This window comes from Bordetella parapertussis, from assembly GCF_020735925.1.
Classification (GTDB): Bacteria; Pseudomonadota; Gammaproteobacteria; order Burkholderiales; family Burkholderiaceae_B; genus Bordetella; species Bordetella pertussis.
Map to the genome: position 1 here is coordinate 1668930 of NZ_CP085971.1, position 19041 is coordinate 1687970.

Sequence of the window (19041 nt, forward strand, 5' to 3'; positions counted from 1 at the left end):
AGTCGTGCAAGAGCATGCATATCGGACGCGAGGACGATACCGGGCGCGGGGGGCAAGGTGGCCGTGTATCCGGGCTCATGGGGCGTTCAGGAAATCCAGCAGTGCCTCGATCTCGCCGGGGCTCGGGTCCGGCGGGCGCAGCCAGCCGCCCATCGGCGCGCCGCGGTAGCGGCGGTGCCGTGATGCTGGGGGGGATACGTCCGTGTGCGAAGACATGGCGCCGGCGCGGTACTGCGCGGTCAGAGTCGAATTCGCGGCGGAGTATAGGAGATAATGCGTCTCGCTGGTTTTACGCTGCGCGGATTCCTACGCCAAGGTGCGCGGGCGCCGCGCTCAGGCGGCGTTGTCCTGCTCGATCTCTTCGAGTGCCTGCTGGATCTCCAGCCATTGCTCCTCGAGGTCATTGAGGCGCTTGCCGGATTCGCCGTGTTCGGTCATCACTTGCTGGCGTTCGGTGCGTCGCGCGTCGGAATAGAGATCGGCGTCGGCGATCACGGCATCCAGTTCCTGCAGGCGGGCGCGGGCGCGCTCCATGTCGGCCTCGACCTTCGCCAGTTTGGCGGCCAGCGGCTTGCGCAGCGTGGCCAGGCGTTGCCGCTGCTCGGCTTCGAGCCGGCGCTGGGCCTTGCGATCGATGGCCACGCCCGGCTCGCCGGCGGCGGCCTCGCGCGCGGCGGCGCGTTCGCCGGCGTTGCGGGCGGCCAGCCAGTCCCGATAGTCTTCGAGATCGCCGTCGAACTCGCGCACGCCGCCGTCGGCCACGATCCAGAAGCTGTCGACCGTGGTGCGCAGCAGGTGCCGGTCGTGCGATACCAGCAGCATGCTGCCGGAGAATTCCGCGAGCGCCGTGGCCAGCGCCTCGCGCGTCTCCACGTCCAGGTGGTTGCTGGGTTCGTCGAGCAGCAGCAGGTTGGGTTTTTGCCAGACGATCAGCGACAGGGCGAGACGGGCTTTCTCGCCGCCGGACATGGGGCCGACCTTGCTCAGCACGGTGTCGCCGGAAAAGCCGAAGCCGCCCAGGTAGTTGCGCAGCTCCTGCTCGCGCACTTCCGGAGCCAGCCGCGCGAGGTGCGCGAGCGGCGTGCTGTCGAGGTCCAGCATGTCGAGCTGGTGCTGGTGGAAATAGCCGATCGCCAGCCCGCGCGACGCGCGCCGCGTGCCGGCATGCGGGGCCAGCTCGTCGGCCAGCGTCTTGATCAGGGTGCTCTTGCCCGCGCCATTGGCGCCCAGCACGCCGATACGGCTGCCGGCTCGCACCATCAGCGTGACGTCGCGCAGAATGGGCTCGGCGCCGCCGTAGCCGGCATCCATGTGTTCCATGGCCAGCAGCGGGTCGGGCATGTGGTCGGGCGAGGGGATGCGGATATCGATGCCCGATTCGGCATGGATAGGCGCCAGCGCTTCCATGCGCGCGAGCGCCTTGACGCGGCTTTGCGCCTGCTTGGCCTTGGAAGCCTTGGCCTTGAAACGATCGATGAAGCCTTGCAGGCGCGCGGCTTCGCGCGTCTGGCGTTCGTAGGCGATATTGGCCTGGCGCAGGCGTTCGGCGCGCTGCAGCAGGAAGTCCTGGTAGCCGCCGCGATAGCGCTGCAGCTTGGCCTGGTCGAAGTGCAGGATGGCGCGCGCCACCGCGTCCAGGAATTCCGTGTCGTGCGAAATCAGCAGAACCGTACCGGGATAGGCGGTCAGCCATTTCTCCAGCCACAGCATGGCGTCAAGGTCCAGGTGGTTGGTTGGCTCGTCCAGCAGCAACAGCTCCGACGGCGCCATCAGCGCGCGCGCCAGCGCCAGCCGCATGCGCCAGCCGCCGGAAAAGCTGCGCACCGGCTGCATCCATTCGGATGGCTTGAATCCCAGGCCCGCGAGCAACTGCTCGGCGCGCGAGGCCGCGCTCCAGGCGCCCGCCTCGATCAGCGCCGCTTCGGTTTCGGCGATCTGCGTGCCCTGGTCGTCGGTCAGCGCGGCGCGCTGGGCCTGCAGTGCGCGCAGGTGGGTGTCGCCGTCGATGACGAATTCGCGCGCCGCTTGCGCGTCGGCGGCGATCTCCTGCTGCACGCTGGCGATGCGCCAGCCCGCGGGCAGGTCCAGGTTGCCGGCGTCGGGGTCCAGCGCGCCGGTCAGCAGCGCGAACAGCGACGATTTGCCCGCGCCGTTCTTGCCGACGATGCCGACGCGTTCGCCGGGATGCACAACGAAATCGGCGCCGTCGAGCAGCACTTTGGTGCCGCGGCGCAGGGTCAAGCCAGAAGCGCGTATCACGTGTTCAATTGTTCGCGGGTAAGCAGCAGAATCTGGTCCGAGGATTCCGCGGTGTCCAGCCATACCGGCTGCAGATCAGGGAAGGCCGCCTCGAAATGATCGCGCTCGTGGCCGATTTCCAGCACCAGCACGCCGTCGGCGGACAGGTAGCCGGGGGCCGCGGCCAGGATGCGGCGCACCAGATCCATGCCATCGGCGCCGCCGGCCAGCGCCAGCGCCGGCTCGTGGCGGTATTCCTGGGGCAGGGCGTCCATCGAGGCCTGGTTGACGTAGGGCGGGTTGCAGACGATGACGTCATAGGCGGCCGCCGGCAGGGCCTCGAACAGATTGCCCTGGCGCAAGGTCAGGCGGTCCTGCAGACCGTACTCGGCAACGTTGCGCGCGGCGACTTCCAGCGCATCGGACGAAACGTCGACGGCGTCGACTTGCGCAACGGGAAAAGCCAGCGCGGCCAGGATGGCCAGGCAGCCCGACCCGGTGCACATGTCCAGGGCGCGCTCGACCTGCAGCGGATCCCGCACCCAAGGCGCCAGCCCCTCGTCGAGCAGTTCGGCGATCGGCGAGCGGGGCACGATCACACGGCGGTCGACATGGAACCGATGGCCGCGCAGCCAGGCCTCGCCGGTCAGGTAGGCGGCCGGCAGGCGCTCGGTGACGCGCCGGTCTATCAGGTCGAGCACGCGGCTGCGTTCGCTCGGCAGGACGCGCGCATCCAGGAACGGATCGAGCGTATCGGGCGGCAGATGCAGGCCGTGCAGCACCAGGTAGACCGCTTCGTCCCAGGCGTTGTCGGAGCCGTGGCCCAGCGCGACACGGGCCGCGTTCAGGCGCGACACCGCGTAGCGGATCAGGTCGCGCAGGGTCTGCAGCTCTTGGCGATTATTGTTTTGCATGGAGGATCAGTCGGCCAGCAGCAGGTTTTCCAGCGTGCGGCGGTAAATGTTCTTCAAGGGCGCGAGGCTGGACAGTTCGATGCGCTCGTTGACCTTGTGGATCGTGGCGTTGCAGGGGCCGAACTCGATGACCTGCGGGCAGATCCTGGCGATGAAGCGGCCATCGGATGTGCCGCCGGTGGTCGAGAGTTCGGCCTGCAATCCGGTTTCGGCCTGGATTGCCGACACCAGCGCATCGGTCAGCGAGCCGCGCGGCGTCAGGAAAGGTTCGCCGCCCAGCTCCCAGTCGAGCTGGTACTCCAGGCCGTGGCGGTCCAGCACCTCATGCACGCGCGCCTTGAGCTGGTCGGGCGTGCTGGCGGTGGAAAAGCGGAAATTGAACAGCGCCACCGCCTCGCCCGGCACGACGTTGGTCGCGCCCGTGCCGGCGTGCAGGTTGGAGACCTGGAACGTGGTGGGCGGGAAGTACTCGTTGCCCTGGTCCCATTCGATGGCGACCAGTTCGGTCAGCGCCGGCGCCAGTTGATGGACCGGGTTGCGCGCCAGGTGGGGGTACGCGACATGGCCTTGCACGCCCTTGACCAGCAGGCGCCCGGACAGCGAACCGCGGCGTCCGTTCTTGCATACGTCGCCCAACGCCTCGGTGGAGGTCGGTTCGCCGACGATGCAGTAGTCGAGCTGTTCGCCGCGCTGGCGCAGCTCGTCGCAGACGATCACCGTTCCGTCGACTGCCGGCCCCTCTTCGTCGGAGGTGATCAGCAGGGCGATCGAACCCGGGTGTTCGGGGTGCGCCGCCACGAACTCCTCGGCCGCCACCACGAAGGCGGCGATCGAGCTTTTCATGTCGGCGGCACCCCTGCCGTACAGGAACCCGTCGCGCTCGGTCGGCACGAAGGGGTCGCTGTCCCACTTGTCGCGCGGACCGGGCGGCACCACGTCGGTATGGCCGGCGAACACCGTCAGGGGCGCGCCGGCGCCGCGTCGCGCCCACAGGTTGGTCACGCCGCCGCGCGCAATCGTTTCGCATTGGAAACCGATGCGCTCCAGGCGCTGCGCCAGCAGCATCTGGCAATCCACATCGTCGGGCGTGACCGAGGGACGGGCGATCAGATCCTTGACCAGATCCAGTACGGCAGATGCGGTCATCAGGCCCTCAGCAGGTCATTGATGCTGGTCTTGGCGCGGGTCTGCGCGTCGACGCGCTTGACGATCACCGCGCAGGTCAGGCTGTGCGAGCCATCCTCGGACGGCAGCGAGCCGGGAACCACGACCGAGCCCGACGGCACGCGGCCGTACGAAACCTTGCCGGTGGCGCGATCGTAGATCTTGGTGCTTTGCGACAGGAACACGCCCATCGCCAGCACCGAGTTCTCCTCGACCACCACGCCCTCGACGACTTCCGAGCGCGCGCCGATGAAGCAGTTGTCCTCGATGATGGTGGGGTTGGCCTGCAGGGGTTCGAGCACGCCGCCGATGCCCACGCCGCCGGACAGGTGCACGTTCTTGCCGATCTGCGCGCACGAGCCCACGGTGGCCCAGGTATCGACCATGGTGCCTTCATCGACATAGGCGCCGATGTTGACGTAGGAGGGCATCAGCACCACGTTGCGGGCGATGAAAGCGCCGCGGCGCGCCACGGCCGGCGGCACCACGCGGTAGCCGCCGGCCTTGAACGCGGCTTCGCCGTAGCCGGCGAACTTGGTCGGCACCTTGTCGTAGAACTGCAGCGGGCCCTGGCCCATGACGGCATTGTCGTGCAGCCGGAACGACAGCAGCACGGCCTTCTTGATCCATTGGTGCACGATCCATTGATCGTCGATTTTTTCGGCCACGCGCAGGCGGCCCAGATCCAATCCGTCGATCGTGTGTTCGACGGCATCGCGCACTTCGGCGCTCGCGTCGACGGGCGACAGGTTGGCCCGGTTTTCCCAGGCTTGTTCGATGGTGGTCTGCAGGTCGAGAGTCATGACGGCTCAGCTATTCCAGGGTTGATCAAATGGAGGTTCTTGCAAAATGGGCGATGCGCTCGGCGGCCTGTACGCATTGGTCCAGTGGCGCCACCAGCGCGATCCGTATGCGGCCTTGGCCGGGGTTGGCATTGTGCGCTTCGCGCGCCAGCAGGCTGCCCGGCAGCACCGTGACGCCGGTACGGCCATAGAGCTCGCGCGCAAACGCCGTATCCGAGCCGGGCGTGCCCGCCCACAGGTAGAACGAAGCCTGTGGCGCGCGCACATCCAGTACGTTCTGCAGGATGGGCAGCACGGCTTCGAACTTGGCGCGATACTGGCGCCGGTTTTCCTGCACATGCGTCTCATCGGACCACGCAGCGATGCTGGCGGCCGAAACAACCGGGCTCATGGCGCTGCCATGGTAGGTGCGGTACAGCAGGAAGCGCGCCAGCAGCGCGGCGTCGCCGGCCACGAACCCCGAACGCATGCCGGGCACGTTCGAACGCTTGGACAGGCTGGAGAACGCCACCAGGTTCGTGTAGCGATCGCGCCCCAGGCGGCGCGCCGCCTGCAGGCTGCCCAGCGGGGGGTTATCCTCGTCCAGATAGATTTCCGAGTAGCACTCGTCCGCGGCGATCACGAAACCATGGCGATCGGACAGCTCGAACAGGGTGCGCCATTCTTCCAGGCTCATCACGTTGCCGGCGGGATTGCCCGGCGAACACACGAACACCAGTTGGGTCCTGCGCCAGACCTCGTCGGGCACGCGCGCCCAGTCGCAGCCGAAATCGCGTGCCGGGTCGGCGTTGACGTAATAGGGGGTAGCGCCGGCCAGCAGGGCCGCGCCCTCGTAGATCTGGTAGAACGGATTGGGACACACCACCAGCGCGCCGGCCGAGGGATCGATGACGGTCTGGGCGAAGGCGAACAACGCCTCGCGCGAGCCCAGCACCGGCAGCACTTCGCTCTCGGGATCGGGCGCGGGAATGCTGTAGCGGCGCGACAGCCATTGCGAGATCGCCTGGCGCAGGGCCGGCTCGCCCTTGGTCGACGGATAGACCGACAGGCCCGCCAGGTTGGCGGCAATGGCCTGGCCTACACAGGCCGGAGCCGCGTGCTTGGGCTCGCCGATCGACAGGTTGATGGGAGGCAGGTCGTGCGTCGGCTTACCAGCGTCCGCAAGCAAGGCCCGCAATTTTTCAAAAGGATAAGGATGCAAGGCATCGAGGCGCGGATTCATGGGGCATGATTTTAACAAGCAAGCTACAATAGCGGGCTTGGCTTTGCGAAGGTGGCGAAATTGGTAGACGCACCAGGTTTAGGTCCTGACGCCGTAACAGGTGTGCGGGTTCGAGTCCCGCCCTTCGCACCAACTCATTGACACCCGTTGATCGCTATTATCAATTCTTTTTGAATCAACGGGTTGGCCGGCACCTTCCCCTGCCTTTCTGGCCACGCGGCGCGCTTGCCCGGTGTCGCATCCATCGCCGCTTCCCCCGTCCGTAAAAAGAACTGCCGCCATCCCTTGTGGGGATGGCGGCAGTTCGACTGCGCACGCGAACGCCGGCCGGGGGGGGCCGGCCGATGCTCAGTTGCGGGGCGGGTAGTCGAGTTCGCCGAAGGTGTATTGGCCGCTGGCCTTGGCCTGGGCCAGTTCTGCCTTGACCTGGTCGCGGCTCGGGGCGGCGGTGCTGCCGGTCTGCGCGGCGGGATATTCCAGCTCGCCAAACGTGTATTGGCCGTTGGCCTTGGCTTGCGCCAGTTCGGCCTGCACCTGGGCGCGGGTCGGCGCATTGGCGTCGGTCTGGCCGTAGACGCCCTGGTAGGGCAGGTTGTTGGGTTCGGCGTTGGGCGCGGCCTGGGCGCCTGCGCTCAGCAGGCCGAGCGACAGCATCAGGGCGGTAGCAAGGGTTTTCATGGCAATTCCTCCGGTTCACTTGGATGTGGGACTCCGGACACGGCGGGCTTTCTGTTCCGTCGTAGTTCGTTGTTTCGTTTCCCAATGGCCGAATTGTGCGCGCTCGTGACATCCGGATAAACCCTGGTTTTTGGTAAAGATTATTCCATTTTTAGGCCTAATTTCTTGGAATAAACCAGATCATTGCATGAATGTAATGATCGACTAGGGCAGGACGACGACTTGCGGGGAGCGGGCGAGCCACGGCCACGGGCAGGCGATTTCGCGATCTGGGCCGGAATTGCCCTGGTTTCCGTCCCTTTGGCGGCTGGCTTACTTTTTAAAATTCGATTTTGTATTTTGTATCGAAAATATTTCGAGTTTTGACAAGGCGGCACCTGCAATGAAACCGACTTCCATCCTGGCACGTTTGCCCCGCTATCTCGGCGCCTGCGCGCTGGCCGCGCTGGCTGTCGCGCCGCTCGCGCCGGCGCAGGCACAGACTCCGCTGCCCGCGGGACTCGGCGCCGCCGAGGTGCGGCAGTATTTGTCCGGCCTGCCGTCCGATGCCCTGCGCCAGCAGGCGTCGTGGCTGGCGCCGGCGCTGTTGCGCCCCTATCTGTCAGGCCTGACGGATGCGCAATTGCGGCAATATGTGCAGGCGCTGACACCCGGGCAGATCACGCAGGGGCTGGCGGCGTTGACGCCTGCGCAGCGTGCGCGGCTGCAGCGCGAATTCGAACGGCAGGCGCGCCGGCAGGTGCAGCAGGCGGTACGGGCCGAGGTCGCCGCGCGCAGCGCGCGGGCGGTGGCGATGGGGCAGAGCGCATCGATGCTGCTGCTCGACGCCGAGATGGGAACCCTGGCGCAACGCCAGGGCGATCTGCGCCGCGGCCACGACGAGGGCGCCTTCTGGGCGCGCGGCAGCGCGAACCGCTTCAAGGTCGATACGCCGGACACACCGGCGTTCGACCTGCGCGTGGAGTACCTGACGCTGGGCGCCGACCATGGCTGGCGCCTGGACACGGGGCGGCTCTATCTGGGCGCCTACGCCGGCGTCTCGCGCGCCCGCATGGATGACAACGACATCATGCACGGCCGGATCGAAAGCCGGTTCCTGGGCACGTACCTGACTTATGTGGACAACGGCGGGTTCTACGTCGATGCGGTCAGCAAGCTGGGGCGTATCGACGAGTCCGTGTCGTTCGACCTGCCGCTGGAGCTGGGCGACTACGACGACGATATATCGCATACAACGTATACGGGCAGTGTCGAGGCCGGCTATCACTTCAGGTTGCCGCAACGCTGGTTCGTCGAGCCGCAGGCGCAGGTGATCTACTCGCGCAGCAGCCAGACGTCGGTGCAGGGGCGGGCCGGCGTGCGCGCCGGCCGGGATTTCACCCTGGCCGGCGGCGCGACCTTGCGTCCTTATGTCAGCGCCTCGTACCTGCACGAGTTCTCGCACGACGACTCGGTCGATTTCGGCGGCAAGTCGTACGATGCCGAACTGCCCGGCAGCCGCTGGCAGCTGGGCGCCGGCGCGGCGCTGGACGTGGGGGCGCATCGCGCCTACGCGGATCTGCGCTATGGGCACGGCGCCAATATCAGCCAGGACCTGTCGCTGAACATCGGCTACGCGTACCGCTTCTAGCGCGCCGGGCCGCGCCGCGGGGCCGCCTATAATGGCGGCCCGTTGGTCTTCCCAGGCGCCCGCCTTTCGATCTCATGGTCTACGAGGATTTTTTCTGGTTCATGGCCGCGCTGGTGGCGTTGGCCCTGGTCGGTGGCGCGCTGTTCGGACGCCTGGGCCGGCTTGCCCACAGCGTCATCGCGATGCTGGGCCTGGCTATCGCGGTCGGCGTGGCGGTGCTGTTGGGCGCGCGAGGCGAGGACGTGGGCCCCTACGCGCCCCTGCTGGCGATCGCCGCGTTCATGTTCTGCCTGATGATCGGCGGCGCGGCAACACTGGTTACGCGCCGCGTAAGGCGGCGCCATCTGACGCACTGAGCGCGCCATCGGGCGCGCCGGCTTTTTCTTGGACAATCATCATGGATATTTCCAGCCACCTGCTTGCCGAACTCGCCAATGGCGTTTGCCTGGAAACCCGCGTGGATGGCCAGACCATCGGCACCTATGTGGTGCTGGGGCCTGCCGATCTGGACGCCATCGCGGACATCGTGCCGCGCCAGCGCGTGGAGGAGGGGGCCGACATTCACGCGGCGGCGGTCGACAGCGTCGACGGGGCGCAAATGGAGATCGATCAGGTCATCGAGAATATGAATCCCGGCGACGTCGCGGTGTTCTTCTGCGCCGACGGCGACTGCTATGGCGCCGCGCTGGACCTGCTGGGCTTGCCGGTCGACGAGTAGCCGCCGCAGGCGGGCCGAGGGTCATGCGCACACCTTATAAGCACATTACCGAGACGCAAATATTTGCGCAAAAAATAAGCATCGTGGCACGGCAGTTGCTCTTTGTTGCAATATTGGCACGCGTTTTTTAGGATTATGTTGACTTGTGAGGGGAACCTGACGATAGTGTCGGCACACACGAAATCAAGCGTTGCAATGTTTGTTCAGTGCCGTGCCTTCTCCGGCGTCCGCGTTATTGTTCTACTGCCCCTCCTTGATTGATTCGTGGTCCCGGGTCTCGGCCCATTAATTTCTAGGAAATACAGTATGGAAACCGGCGTCGTTAAGTGGTTCAACGCGGAAAAAGGTTATGGCTTCATCACCCCGGAAGCGGGCGGCAAGGATTTGTTCGCGCACTTCTCGGAAATCCAGGCCAATGGCTTCAAGTCGTTGGAAGAGAATCAGCGCGTCAGCTTCGTGACGGCGATGGGCCCGAAGGGTCCTCAGGCGACGAAGATCCAGATTCTGTAAGAATCTGAGCGTGTCCATAAAAGCCCCCGCCAGGGGGCTTTTTCATTGCTTGGCCCAAGCGGCCAATTCCGCAGGAGCACGACATGTCCGATTCGATGGCCGGCCCGGCAGCCTTGCCCGATGCGGCGACCGTTCTCGCGTTCTGGCGCGAGGCGGGACCCGCCCGCTGGTATGCCAAGGACGAGCAATTCGACCGTACGTTCACCATGCGTTTCGAAGCCGCGCACATGGCGGCGGCGCGCGGGGAATTGATGGCCTGGTCCGCCAGCGCCGAGGGGGTGCTGGCCTTGCTGATTCTGCTGGATCAATTCCCGCGTAACGCCTATCGCGGTACCGGCCATATGTTTGCCACCGACGGGCTGGCGCGGCAGATCTGCGAGCAGGCGATCGCGGCCGGGCTGGACCGGCAGGGGCCGGAAGATTTGCGGCAGTTCTATTACATGCCGCTCGAACATGCCGAAGATTTGGCGGCCCAGGAACAGTGTGTAAGCCTGATGGCGCCGCTGCACGCCGAAACCTTGCGTTGGGCGGAAATTCACCGCGATATTATTGCTCGCTTTGGGCGTTTCCCGCATCGAAATACTGTCTTGGGCCGCGCCACGACCGTCGAGGAACAGCAGTTTCTGGACCAGGGCGGATTTTCCGGCTGAGGGCTTCGCATATTCAGTCGTGATGCTGAAAAACCGCGTTTTCTGGCCGAGTTCCCTCAATTTTGTATGCTGTTGTAACGTCGCTTTCTGGTGTGGAATTTTCCGCTTTCGGCGGGCTTGCCGGGCTGGCCGCAAGCGCACGTTCATGCGCGCGGGGAAGGCCGCGATCCGGTGCGTAAGGCCGATTGACCTGTCGGGGCATCACTCCTACACTGAACTGGCGAGATCTTCAAGCGACGCGGTGTCTTGTGTTCTGGTCGCCGTAGCTCCGTTTAGCGGGGTCAATGCCATCCTTGATTATCTGGCGCCCCGAGCAACCGCTCTAAACAGGTTCAAGGACATTTCATGGCAACCGGTATCGTCAAGTGGTTCAATGCCGAAAAGGGCTATGGATTCATTATGCCCGATGACGGCAGTAAAGATCTTTTTGCACATTATTCCGAGATCCGCAGCGAGGGCTACAAATCGCTGCAGGAGAATCAGCGCGTATCCTTCGAGGTGGGACAAGGGCCCAAGGGGCCAAGCGCCAAGAACATAAAAGTCATCGCCTGACGGCCCCGTTGTCGCCGCGGCCGGCGCAGTTCCGGCGGGCCGCATGAAAAAAGCCCCATTGCCTCGCGGCAGTGGGGCTTTTTGTTGCGCGCCGTATTCAGTGCGACGGATGGGCGCCGTGCCCGACGGACTGGCTGGTCAGGCGGTCGACATACGCGATGCCGATCGCCGACAGGATGAAGACCACGTGGATGATGGTCTGCCACATCACGCCGGTTTCGGTGAAGCGGGAATTGGGCGAGCCCAGGTTGCTCGCCTCGATGAAGGTGCGCAGCAGGTGGATCGACGAGATGCCGATGATGGCCATGGCCAGCTTGACCTTGAGCACGCTGGCGTTGACGTGGCTGAGCCATTCCGGCTGGTCGGGGTGGCCTTCCAGGCGCAGGCGCGAGACGAAGGTTTCGTAGCCGCCGACGATGACCATCACGAGCAGGTTGGAGATCATGACCACGTCGATCAGGCCCAGCACGATGAGCATGATTTCCTGCTCGCCGAAGGACAGGGTGTGGGTGACCAGGTGCCACAACTCCTTCAGGAAGAGCAGGACGTATACGCCCTGGGCGACGATCAGGCCCAGGTAGAGCGGCAGTTGCAGCCAGCGCGAACTGAAGATCAGCGCGGGCAGCGGGCCGAGGCGGGGTTCTTGGATGGGATGCATGGGAGGTTTGCGAGCCATGGTTGTGTGGAGAATTCGGGCGGGCGAAATTCTACCGTCCCCGGATGCGCCGTGCGCGGCCCGTCGCGGCTGCTCGCCGGGCGCTTCCCGGGGCGCTCCGGTCCCCGGCGAGTTTCCGGTAAAATGACCTGTTTATCCGCTATATCATCTCCCTCTTTCTCGGAAAATAGGTCTCTTAATGCAGCCTGTGGTTGAAACCCTCTCCGGCCTGGAGCGCCGTGTTGATCTGGCCGTCTCGGTCGCCGAAGTCGAAAAGGAAGTCCAGGCGCAATTGAAGCGCGTGGGCCGCACGGCCAAGGTCGCCGGCTTTCGTCCCGGCAAGGCGCCGCTGGCGATGCTCGAGCGCAGCCATGGCCCCGGCATCCGCTACGACGTGATCAACAGTCTGGTCGGCCGCGCTTTCGAACAAGCCGTCGACGGCGCCAAGCTGCGCGTCGCCGGTTCGCCCACCCTCACTCCCAAGACCGAAGGCGTCGCCGACGACACGCTGGCGTTCACCGCCACGTTCGAGGTGTACCCGGAAGTCACCGTGCCGGACCTGTCGGCGCTGGCCGTCACCCGCTACGACACCCCGGTCACCGACGCCGAAGTCAACCAGACGCTCGACGTGCTGCGCAAGCAACGCGCCAAGTTCGAAACCCGCGAAGGCCGCGCCTCGCAGGACGGCGACCGCGTCGTGCTGGACTTTGCCGGCACGATCGACGGCGTGCCCTTCGAAGGCGGCAAGGCCGAGGACTTCCCGTTCGTGCTGGGCCAGGGCCGCATGCTGCCCGAATTCGAGGAAGCCGCGCTCGGCCTGAAGGCCGGCGAGAGCAAGGTGTTCCCGCTCAAGTTCCCTGACGACTACCAGGGCAAGGAAGTCGCCGGCAAGACGGCCGAGTTCACCGTCACCGTCAAGGAAGTCGCCGAAGGCGTGCTGCCCGAGGTCGATGCCGAATTCGCCAAGTCGCTCGGCCAGGCCGAAGGCGATGTCGAAAAGCTGAAGGCCGACATCCGGACCAACATCGAACGCGAAGTCAAGGCGCGCCTGCAAGGCCGCACCAAGGGCAGCGTGATGGATGCGCTGGTCGAGGCCGGCAAGTTCGACGTGCCCAAGGCGCTGGTCGACAGCGACGTGGAAGGCCGTATCGCCGCTGCCCGCGAAGAGCTCAAGCAGCGCGGCGTGCCCAATGCCGATTCCGTGCCGATGCCGGCCGAGGTGTTCTCGACCGAGTCCGAGCGCCGTGTGCGCCTGGGGCTGCTGGTCTCCGAACTGGTCAAGCAGGCCCAGCTGCAGGCCAAGCCCGAGCAGGTGCGCGCGCGCATCGAGGAGTTCGCGCAGAATTACGAACAGCCGGCCCAGGTCGTCAGCTACTACCTGGCCGACCGCCAGCGCCGCGCTGAAATCGAGGCGATCGTGCTCGAGGATAACGTGGTCGCCCACGTGCTCGAGAACGCCAAGGTCGCCGACGAGAAGGTGCCTTTTGATCAGTTGATGGGGATGGCATAACCATGCAGCGTTTCACCGATTTCTATGCGGCAATGCACGGCGGGTCGTCGGTGACGCCCACCGGCCTGGGCTACATCCCGATGGTCATCGAGCAATCGGGCCGGGGCGAGCGTGCCTATGACATTTACTCGCGGCTGTTGCGTGAGCGCCTGATCTTCCTGGTCGGGCCGGTCAACGACAACACGGCCAACCTGGTCGTGGCCCAGTTGCTGTTCCTGGAATCGGAGAACCCCGACAAGGACATCTCGTTCTACATCAACTCGCCCGGCGGGTCGGTGTACGCGGGCATGGCCATCTACGACACCATGCAGTTCATCAAGCCCGATGTGTCGACGCTGTGCACCGGGCTGGCCGCCAGCATGGGCGCATTCCTGCTGGCGGCGGGGAAGAAGGGCAAGCGGTTCACGCTGCCCAATTCCCGCATCATGATTCACCAGCCCTCGGGCGGCGCCCAGGGGCAGGCCAGCGATATCCAGATCCAGGCGCGCGAAATCCTGGATCTGCGCGAGCGCCTGAACCGCATCCTGGCCGAGAATACCGGCCAGCCGGTCGAGCGCATCGCGGTAGACACCGAGCGTGACAACTTCATGTCCGCCGAAGATGCGGTATCGTATGGTCTGGTGGACAAGGTTCTGACCTCTCGCGCGCAGACCTGATCGGCGCGCTTGCAGGACCCTGGCACTGCCGTCATGTTCGATAAGCGTTGATCGCGCCGGCCCTCATCCGGCTGGCGCGTCTTCACCAGAGATACGAAACACTTATGCCTGAAAAAAAGGGATCGGCAGACGCAAAAGTGCTGCATTGCTCGTTTTGCAACAAGAGCCAGCACGAAGTCCGCAAGCTGATTGCAGGTCCTTCGGTATTCATCTGTGATGAATGCATAGACCTTTGCAACGACATCATCCGCGAGGAAGCGCAGGCTACCGCGCGCGCTGCCATTCGCTCCGAGCTGCCCACCCCGGCCGAAATCAAGACCTTTCTCGACCAGTACGTGATTGGCCAGACCAGCCCCAAGCGCATGCTGGCGGTGGCGGTCTACAACCACTACAAGCGTATCCGCCACGGCGAGATCAAGGGCGACGAAGTCGAGCTCTCCAAGAGCAACATCATGCTGATCGGCCCGACCGGGTCGGGCAAGACGCTGCTGGCGCAGACGCTGGCGCGCATGCTCAACGTGCCGTTCGTCATGGCCGATGCCACGACCCTGACCGAGGCCGGCTACGTCGGCGAGGACGTCGAGAACATCATCCAGAAGCTGTTGCAGAACTGCAACTACGATGTCGAGAAGGCGCAGCGCGCCATCATCTACATCGATGAGATCGACAAGATTTCGCGCAAGTCTGACAACCCGTCGATCACCCGCGACGTATCGGGCGAGGGCGTGCAGCAGGCGCTGCTCAAGCTGATCGAAGGCACGGTCGCTTCGGTGCCCCCGCAGGGCGGCCGCAAGCATCCCAACCAGGACTTCGTCCAGGTCGACACCACCAACATCCTGTTCATCGTCGGCGGCGCCTTCGACGGCCTGGAAAAGGTCATCCGCGACCGCACCGAGAAATCGGGCATCGGGTTTTCGGCGGCGGTGCGCGCCAAGTCCGAGCGCGGCGTGGGCGAGCTCTTCAGCGAGGCCGAGCCCGAGGACTTGATCAAGTTCGGCCTGATCCCCGAACTGGTCGGCCGCCTGCCCGTGGTCGCCACGCTGGACGAGCTGGACGAGGCCGCGCTGGTGCAGATCCTGACCGAACCCAAGAACGCGCTGGTCAAGCAGTTCCAGAAGCTGTTCGCCATGGAAGGCGCGGAACTCGACGTGCGGCCGGATGCGCTGAAGGCGATCTCCCGCAAGGCGCTCAAGCGCAAGACGGGGGCGCGCGGCCTGCGCTCCATCCTGGAGGGCGCGCTGCTGGACACCATGTATGACCTGCCGTCGCAAGGCAACGTCAGCCGCGTGGTGCTCGAGGCCAATGCCGTCGAGGGCGACGGCAAGCCCCTGTTGATCTACGCCGACGAATCCGAAGCCGCCTCTGGCGAGAAGGCCGGGCGTGGCGAGGTCCGTGACGCGGCGGCTTGATCTTCGATCCCGGCCGCCATTGCAAGAAAACCCGTTTGTAACGGGTTTTTTTGCATCTTCCCGCTATCTGGATGCCGAGCGCTTGAATTTTCGGCTATTGTTCCCATATCAGACGTAACCGACGTGGAGACCTGGGTCTGCCCTTGCCCCGTCCCCCATTACGCCGAGTCATACCGAGGAACCCCCCTATGTCTGCCAGTCAGACCCTGTCTTCCGACCCGATTGACCTGCCGTTGTTGCCGCTGCGCGATGTTGTCGTGTTTCCGCACATGGTTATTCCGCTGTTTGTCGGCCGCCCGCGCTCGATCCGCGCGCTGGAGGTGGCGATGGAAGCGGGCAAGAGCATCATGCTGGTGGCGCAGAAGTCCGCCGGCAAGGATGACCCGACTCCCGAGGACGTCTATGAGATCGGCTGCGTGGCGAGCATCCTGCAGATGCTCAAGCTGCCCGACGGCACCGTCAAGGTGCTGGTCGAGGGCACCCAGCGCGCCCGCATCGACAGCATCGAAGACGTCGATTCGCATTTCACCTGCCAGGTGACGCCGATCGAGCCCGATACCCTGCAGGGTTCGGAGACCGAGGCGCTGCGCCGCGCCATCGTCGCGCAGTTCGAGCAGTATGTGAAGCTGAACAAGAAGATTCCGCCCGAGATCCTGACCTCGCTGGCCGGTATCGACGACGCCGGCCGCCTGGCCGACACCATCGCCGCGCATCTGCCGCTCAAGCTGGAGCAGAAACAGAAGATGCTCGAGGTCGTCGTGACCGCCGAGCGCCTGGAAGGGCTGCTGACCCAGCTGGAAACCGAGATCGACATCCTGCAGGTCGAGAAGCGGATCCGCGGGCGCGTCAAAAAGCAGATGGAGAAAAGCCAGCGCGACTACTACTTGAATGAGCAGGTCAAGGCCATTCAGAAGGAGTTGGGCGAAGGCGAGGAAGGCGCCGACATCGAAGAGCTCGAGAAGAAGATCATCGCCGCGCATATGCCCAAGGAGGCGCGCAAGAAGGCCGATGGCGAGCTCAAGAAACTGAAGCTGATGTCGCCCATGTCGGCGGAAGCGACGGTGGTGCGCAACTACATCGATACGCTGATCAACCTGCCCTGGAAGAGAAAGAGCAAGATCAACAACTCGATCGGCAATGCCGAGCGGGTGCTCGACGACGACCACTACGGGCTGGAAAAGGTCAAGGAACGCATTCTCGAGTACCTTGCCGTGCAACAGCGCGTGGACAAGGTCAAGGCGCCGATCCTGTGCCTGGTGGGCCCCCCGGGCGTGGGCAAGACCTCGCTCGGCCAGTCGATCGCCAAGGCGACCAACCGCAAGTTCGTGCGCATGGCGCTGGGCGGCGTGCGCGACGAGGCCGAGATCCGTGGCCACCGCCGTACCTATATCGGTTCGATGCCGGGCAAGATCCTGCAGAACATGTCCAAGGTCGGCGTGCGCAATCCGTTGTTCCTGCTGGACGAGATCGACAAGCTGGGCATGGACTTCCGTGGCGATCCGTCGTCGGCGCTGCTCGAGGTGCTGGATCCGGAGCAGAACCACACGTTCCAGGACCACTACATCGAGGTCGACTTCGACCTGTCCGATGTGATGTTCGTGGCCACCAGCAATACCTTGAACATCCCGCCGGCCCTGCTGGACCGGATGGAAGTGATCCGCCTGTCCGGCTACACCGAGGAAGAGAAGATCCACATTGCTCGCGACCACTTGCTGCCGAAGCTGATGAAGAACAACGGCGTCAAGGACAACGAGCTGACGGTGGACGATTCCGCGCTGCGCGATATCGTGCGCTACTACACCCGCGAGGCGGGCGTGCGGGCGCTGGAGCGCGAGGTCGGCAAGATCTGTCGCAAGGTCGTCAAGCAACTGCTGATCAAGAGCGATGAAGCCAAGGCGGCCGGCAACAAGACCGCCGAGGCGCAAACGGTGCTGGTCAACGGCGACAACCTCAACGATTTCCTGGGCGTGCGCCGCTATACCTTCGGCATGGCCGAAAAGGAAAACCAGATCGGCCAGGTGACCGGCCTTGCATGGACCGAAGTGGGCGGCGATCTGCTCACCATCGAAGTCGCGGACATGCCCGGCAAGGGCAATATCCAGCGCACCGGTTCGCTGGGCGACGTCATGAAGGAGTCGGTCGAGGCCGCACGCACCGTGGTGCGTTCGCGGGCGCGCCGGCTGGGGTTCGCCGACAGCGTGTTCGAGAAGCACGACATGCACGTCCACGTGCCCGAGGGCGCCACGCCCAAGGACGGCCCGTCGGCGGGTATCGCCATCACCACCGCCATGGTGTCGGCGCTGTCGCGCATTCCGGTGCGCGCCGACGTCGCCATGACGGGCGAGATCACGCTGCGCGGCGAGGTGTTGCCCATCGGCGGCCTGAAGGAAAAGCTGTTGGCCGCGCATCGTGGCGGTATCAAGACGGTGCTGATTCCCGAGGAGAACGTCAAGGATCTGGCCGAGATTCCGGATAACGTGAAGAACTTCCTGGAGATCGTTCCGGTGCGCTGGATCGACAAGGTGCTGGAGCTTGCGCTGGAGCGCATGCCCGAGCCGCTGTCCGAGGAAGAAGCCGTCAAGGAAGCCATCGTGGCCAAGCCCGCGGAGGCCGGCGCCGCCGATCCGGTCATGAAGCACTGAGCCGACGCCGGCTCAGGCCGGTGGCCAGCGACCCGCAAAACCGGGCCCGGATCATCCGGGCCCGGTTTTTTTTCGGCTATCCGCGGGTTCGGCGGTTCCAGCCCGGCAATGCGTGGCCGGCGGGGGCGGGTTCAGTCGTCGCCGAAGCAATGCAGCGCGACTTCGCGAAAGCGCTGCGCCGCGGCGCTGGATGGCTCGGGCAGCAGCAGGGCCAGGCCGATTTCGGCCGCCGGCGAGACGTCGGCGATGGCCCGGTAGGCCACGCGCGGGCTGGGGTTGTATTGCATGACCGCCGGCACCAGCGCCACGCCCAGGCCGCTTTCGACCAGCGACAGCACGGTCTGCACCTGCGTGGCTTCTTGCGTGACCCGGGGCAGGAAGCCGGCCCGTTGGCAGGCCAGCATGGCCGTGGCGTGCAGGCCGGCGGCGTCTTCGCGGGAATAGAACACGAACGATTCGGTCGCCAGTTCTTCCATCCTGATGTCGGCCTTCTGCGCCAGCGGATTGCCCAGCGGCAGGGCCGCGACGAAATCTTCGGCCAGCAGCGGCGCCAGGCGCGCGCGCGACGGCGTCAACAGCGGCGTGCGCACCAGCCCGACGTCGAGATCGCCGCTGTCGACGCGCTCGGCGATGCGCACCGAGGTGCCTTCCTTCAGCACCAGCTCGACGCCAGGATACTCGGCGCGGAACAGTCGCACGATGCGCTGCAGCACGCCGTTGGTCGTGGAGCCCACGAAGCCCACTTTCAGGGCGCCGCCGGTGCCCGAGGAGGCGGCGCGCGCCGCCGCCAGCAACTGGGCGTTATGAAACAGCAGCCGGCGCGCCTCGGCCAGGGCCGCATGCCCGCCTGGGGTGAGCGAGACGCCGCCCGAGCCCCCGCGCTCGAACAGGCGGGTGCCGAGCTCGGCCTCGAGTTTCTGGATGGCCACGGTCAGCGGCGGCTGGGTCATGTGCAGCCGGTCGGCGGCGCGCCGGAAATTCAGCGTCTCGCCCAGGGTCACGAATTGGCGTACCCGCCGTAAGTCCAGCATGGGGTCGGCGGGCGCGTCGCCCGCGCCGGCCGGTATGGTCGGATCGGTCATGGGAGCCC

General features: G+C 65.2%; 18 protein-coding genes and 1 tRNA gene. 11 read left to right on the forward strand and 8 right to left on the reverse strand.

Annotated elements, in window-relative coordinates; genetic code table 11:
* Positions 1-333: 333 nt before the first annotated feature.
* From LK409_RS07975 to dapC, 5 genes are read right to left on the reverse strand one after another with little or no spacing between them, the layout of a single operon-like run.
* Positions 334-2259, reverse strand: coding sequence for an ABC-F family ATP-binding cassette domain-containing protein (locus LK409_RS07975; RefSeq protein ID WP_010928310.1), 1926 nt, complete (start codon positions 2257-2259; stop codon positions 334-336).
* Positions 2256-3152 (reverse strand): 50S ribosomal protein L3 N(5)-glutamine methyltransferase, encoded by an 897-nt coding sequence (gene prmB, locus LK409_RS07980; RefSeq protein ID WP_010926401.1) that lies wholly within the window; start codon positions 3150-3152, stop codon positions 2256-2258. Before prmB ends, LK409_RS07975 begins: the two co-directional genes overlap by 4 nt.
* A gap of 6 nt (positions 3153-3158) precedes the next feature.
* Positions 3159-4298 carry a succinyl-diaminopimelate desuccinylase gene (dapE, locus tag LK409_RS07985; protein ID WP_010928311.1) on the reverse strand — a complete coding sequence of 380 codons (1140 nt, stop codon included), beginning with the start codon at positions 4296-4298 and terminating at the stop codon, positions 3159-3161.
* Entirely contained in the window at positions 4298-5119 is an 822-nt protein-coding gene (gene dapD, locus LK409_RS07990) for a 2,3,4,5-tetrahydropyridine-2,6-dicarboxylate N-succinyltransferase (protein WP_010928312.1), read from the reverse strand. The genes dapE and dapD overlap by 1 nt, the downstream gene beginning before the upstream one ends.
* Before the next feature lie 25 nt (positions 5120-5144).
* A complete protein-coding gene (gene dapC, locus LK409_RS07995; RefSeq protein ID WP_033448163.1) occupies positions 5145-6341 on the reverse strand; it encodes a succinyldiaminopimelate transaminase in 1197 nt (398 codons plus the stop codon).
* A 45-nt stretch (positions 6342-6386) separates the two neighbouring features.
* Here dapC and LK409_RS08000 point away from each other — a divergent pair.
* Positions 6387-6473, forward strand: a tRNA-Leu gene (locus LK409_RS08000).
* Positions 6474-6689: 216 nt separating this feature from the next.
* Here LK409_RS08000 and LK409_RS08005 read toward each other — a convergent pair.
* Positions 6690-7019, reverse strand: a complete 330-nt coding sequence (locus LK409_RS08005) for a DUF4148 domain-containing protein (protein WP_003812529.1) — start codon at positions 7017-7019, stop codon at positions 6690-6692.
* Between the two features lie 382 nt (positions 7020-7401).
* Between LK409_RS08005 and phg the strand changes: the two genes are divergently transcribed.
* From phg to LK409_RS08035, 6 genes are all read left to right on the forward strand, one after another.
* Positions 7402-8649 (forward strand): autotransporter Phg, encoded by a 1248-nt coding sequence (phg, locus tag LK409_RS08010; RefSeq protein ID WP_010928313.1) that lies wholly within the window; start codon positions 7402-7404, stop codon positions 8647-8649.
* A 74-nt stretch (positions 8650-8723) separates the two neighbouring features.
* Complete coding sequence (locus LK409_RS08015) at positions 8724-9005, forward strand: membrane protein (RefSeq protein WP_003812526.1); 282 nt, start codon at positions 8724-8726, stop codon at positions 9003-9005.
* Positions 9006-9046: 41 nt separating this feature from the next.
* Positions 9047-9367, forward strand: coding sequence for a hypothetical protein (locus LK409_RS08020; protein ID WP_003812524.1), 321 nt, complete (start codon positions 9047-9049; stop codon positions 9365-9367).
* Positions 9368-9673: 306 nt separating this feature from the next.
* Entirely contained in the window at positions 9674-9877 is a 204-nt protein-coding gene (locus LK409_RS08025) for a cold-shock protein (RefSeq protein WP_010930551.1), read from the forward strand.
* A gap of 83 nt (positions 9878-9960) precedes the next feature.
* A complete protein-coding gene (locus LK409_RS08030; protein WP_010928314.1) occupies positions 9961-10527 on the forward strand; it encodes a DUF924 family protein in 567 nt (188 codons plus the stop codon).
* 345 nt (positions 10528-10872) lie between these two features.
* Positions 10873-11079 (forward strand): cold-shock protein, encoded by a 207-nt coding sequence (locus tag LK409_RS08035; protein ID WP_003812516.1) that lies wholly within the window; start codon positions 10873-10875, stop codon positions 11077-11079.
* Positions 11080-11176: 97 nt separating this feature from the next.
* Here LK409_RS08035 and LK409_RS08040 read toward each other — a convergent pair whose 3' ends face one another.
* Entirely contained in the window at positions 11177-11737 is a 561-nt protein-coding gene (locus tag LK409_RS08040; RefSeq protein WP_033448628.1) for a TIGR00645 family protein, read from the reverse strand.
* Positions 11738-11933: 196 nt separating this feature from the next.
* Here LK409_RS08040 and tig point away from each other — a divergent pair, with 196 nt between their 5' ends.
* The 4 genes from tig to lon all read left to right on the forward strand — a co-directional run bounded on the left by tig (position 11934) and on the right by lon (position 17951).
* Positions 11934-13244, forward strand: coding sequence for a trigger factor (gene tig, locus LK409_RS08045; RefSeq protein WP_010928315.1), 1311 nt, complete (start codon positions 11934-11936; stop codon positions 13242-13244).
* A gap of 2 nt (positions 13245-13246) precedes the next feature.
* Positions 13247-13900 (forward strand): ATP-dependent Clp endopeptidase proteolytic subunit ClpP, encoded by a 654-nt coding sequence (clpP, locus tag LK409_RS08050; RefSeq protein ID WP_003812508.1) that lies wholly within the window; start codon positions 13247-13249, stop codon positions 13898-13900.
* A 104-nt stretch (positions 13901-14004) separates the two neighbouring features.
* A complete protein-coding gene (clpX, locus tag LK409_RS08055; protein ID WP_010926436.1) occupies positions 14005-15309 on the forward strand; it encodes an ATP-dependent Clp protease ATP-binding subunit ClpX in 1305 nt (434 codons plus the stop codon).
* A 188-nt stretch (positions 15310-15497) separates the two neighbouring features.
* Positions 15498-17951 carry an endopeptidase La gene (lon, locus tag LK409_RS08060; RefSeq protein ID WP_003812504.1) on the forward strand — a complete coding sequence of 818 codons (2454 nt, stop codon included), beginning with the start codon at positions 15498-15500 and terminating at the stop codon, positions 17949-17951.
* A gap of 131 nt (positions 17952-18082) precedes the next feature.
* Here lon and LK409_RS08065 read toward each other — a convergent pair whose 3' ends face one another.
* Complete coding sequence (locus tag LK409_RS08065; RefSeq protein ID WP_349303756.1) at positions 18083-18982, reverse strand: LysR family transcriptional regulator; 900 nt, start codon at positions 18980-18982, stop codon at positions 18083-18085.
* Between the last annotated feature and the right edge of the window lie 59 nt (positions 18983-19041).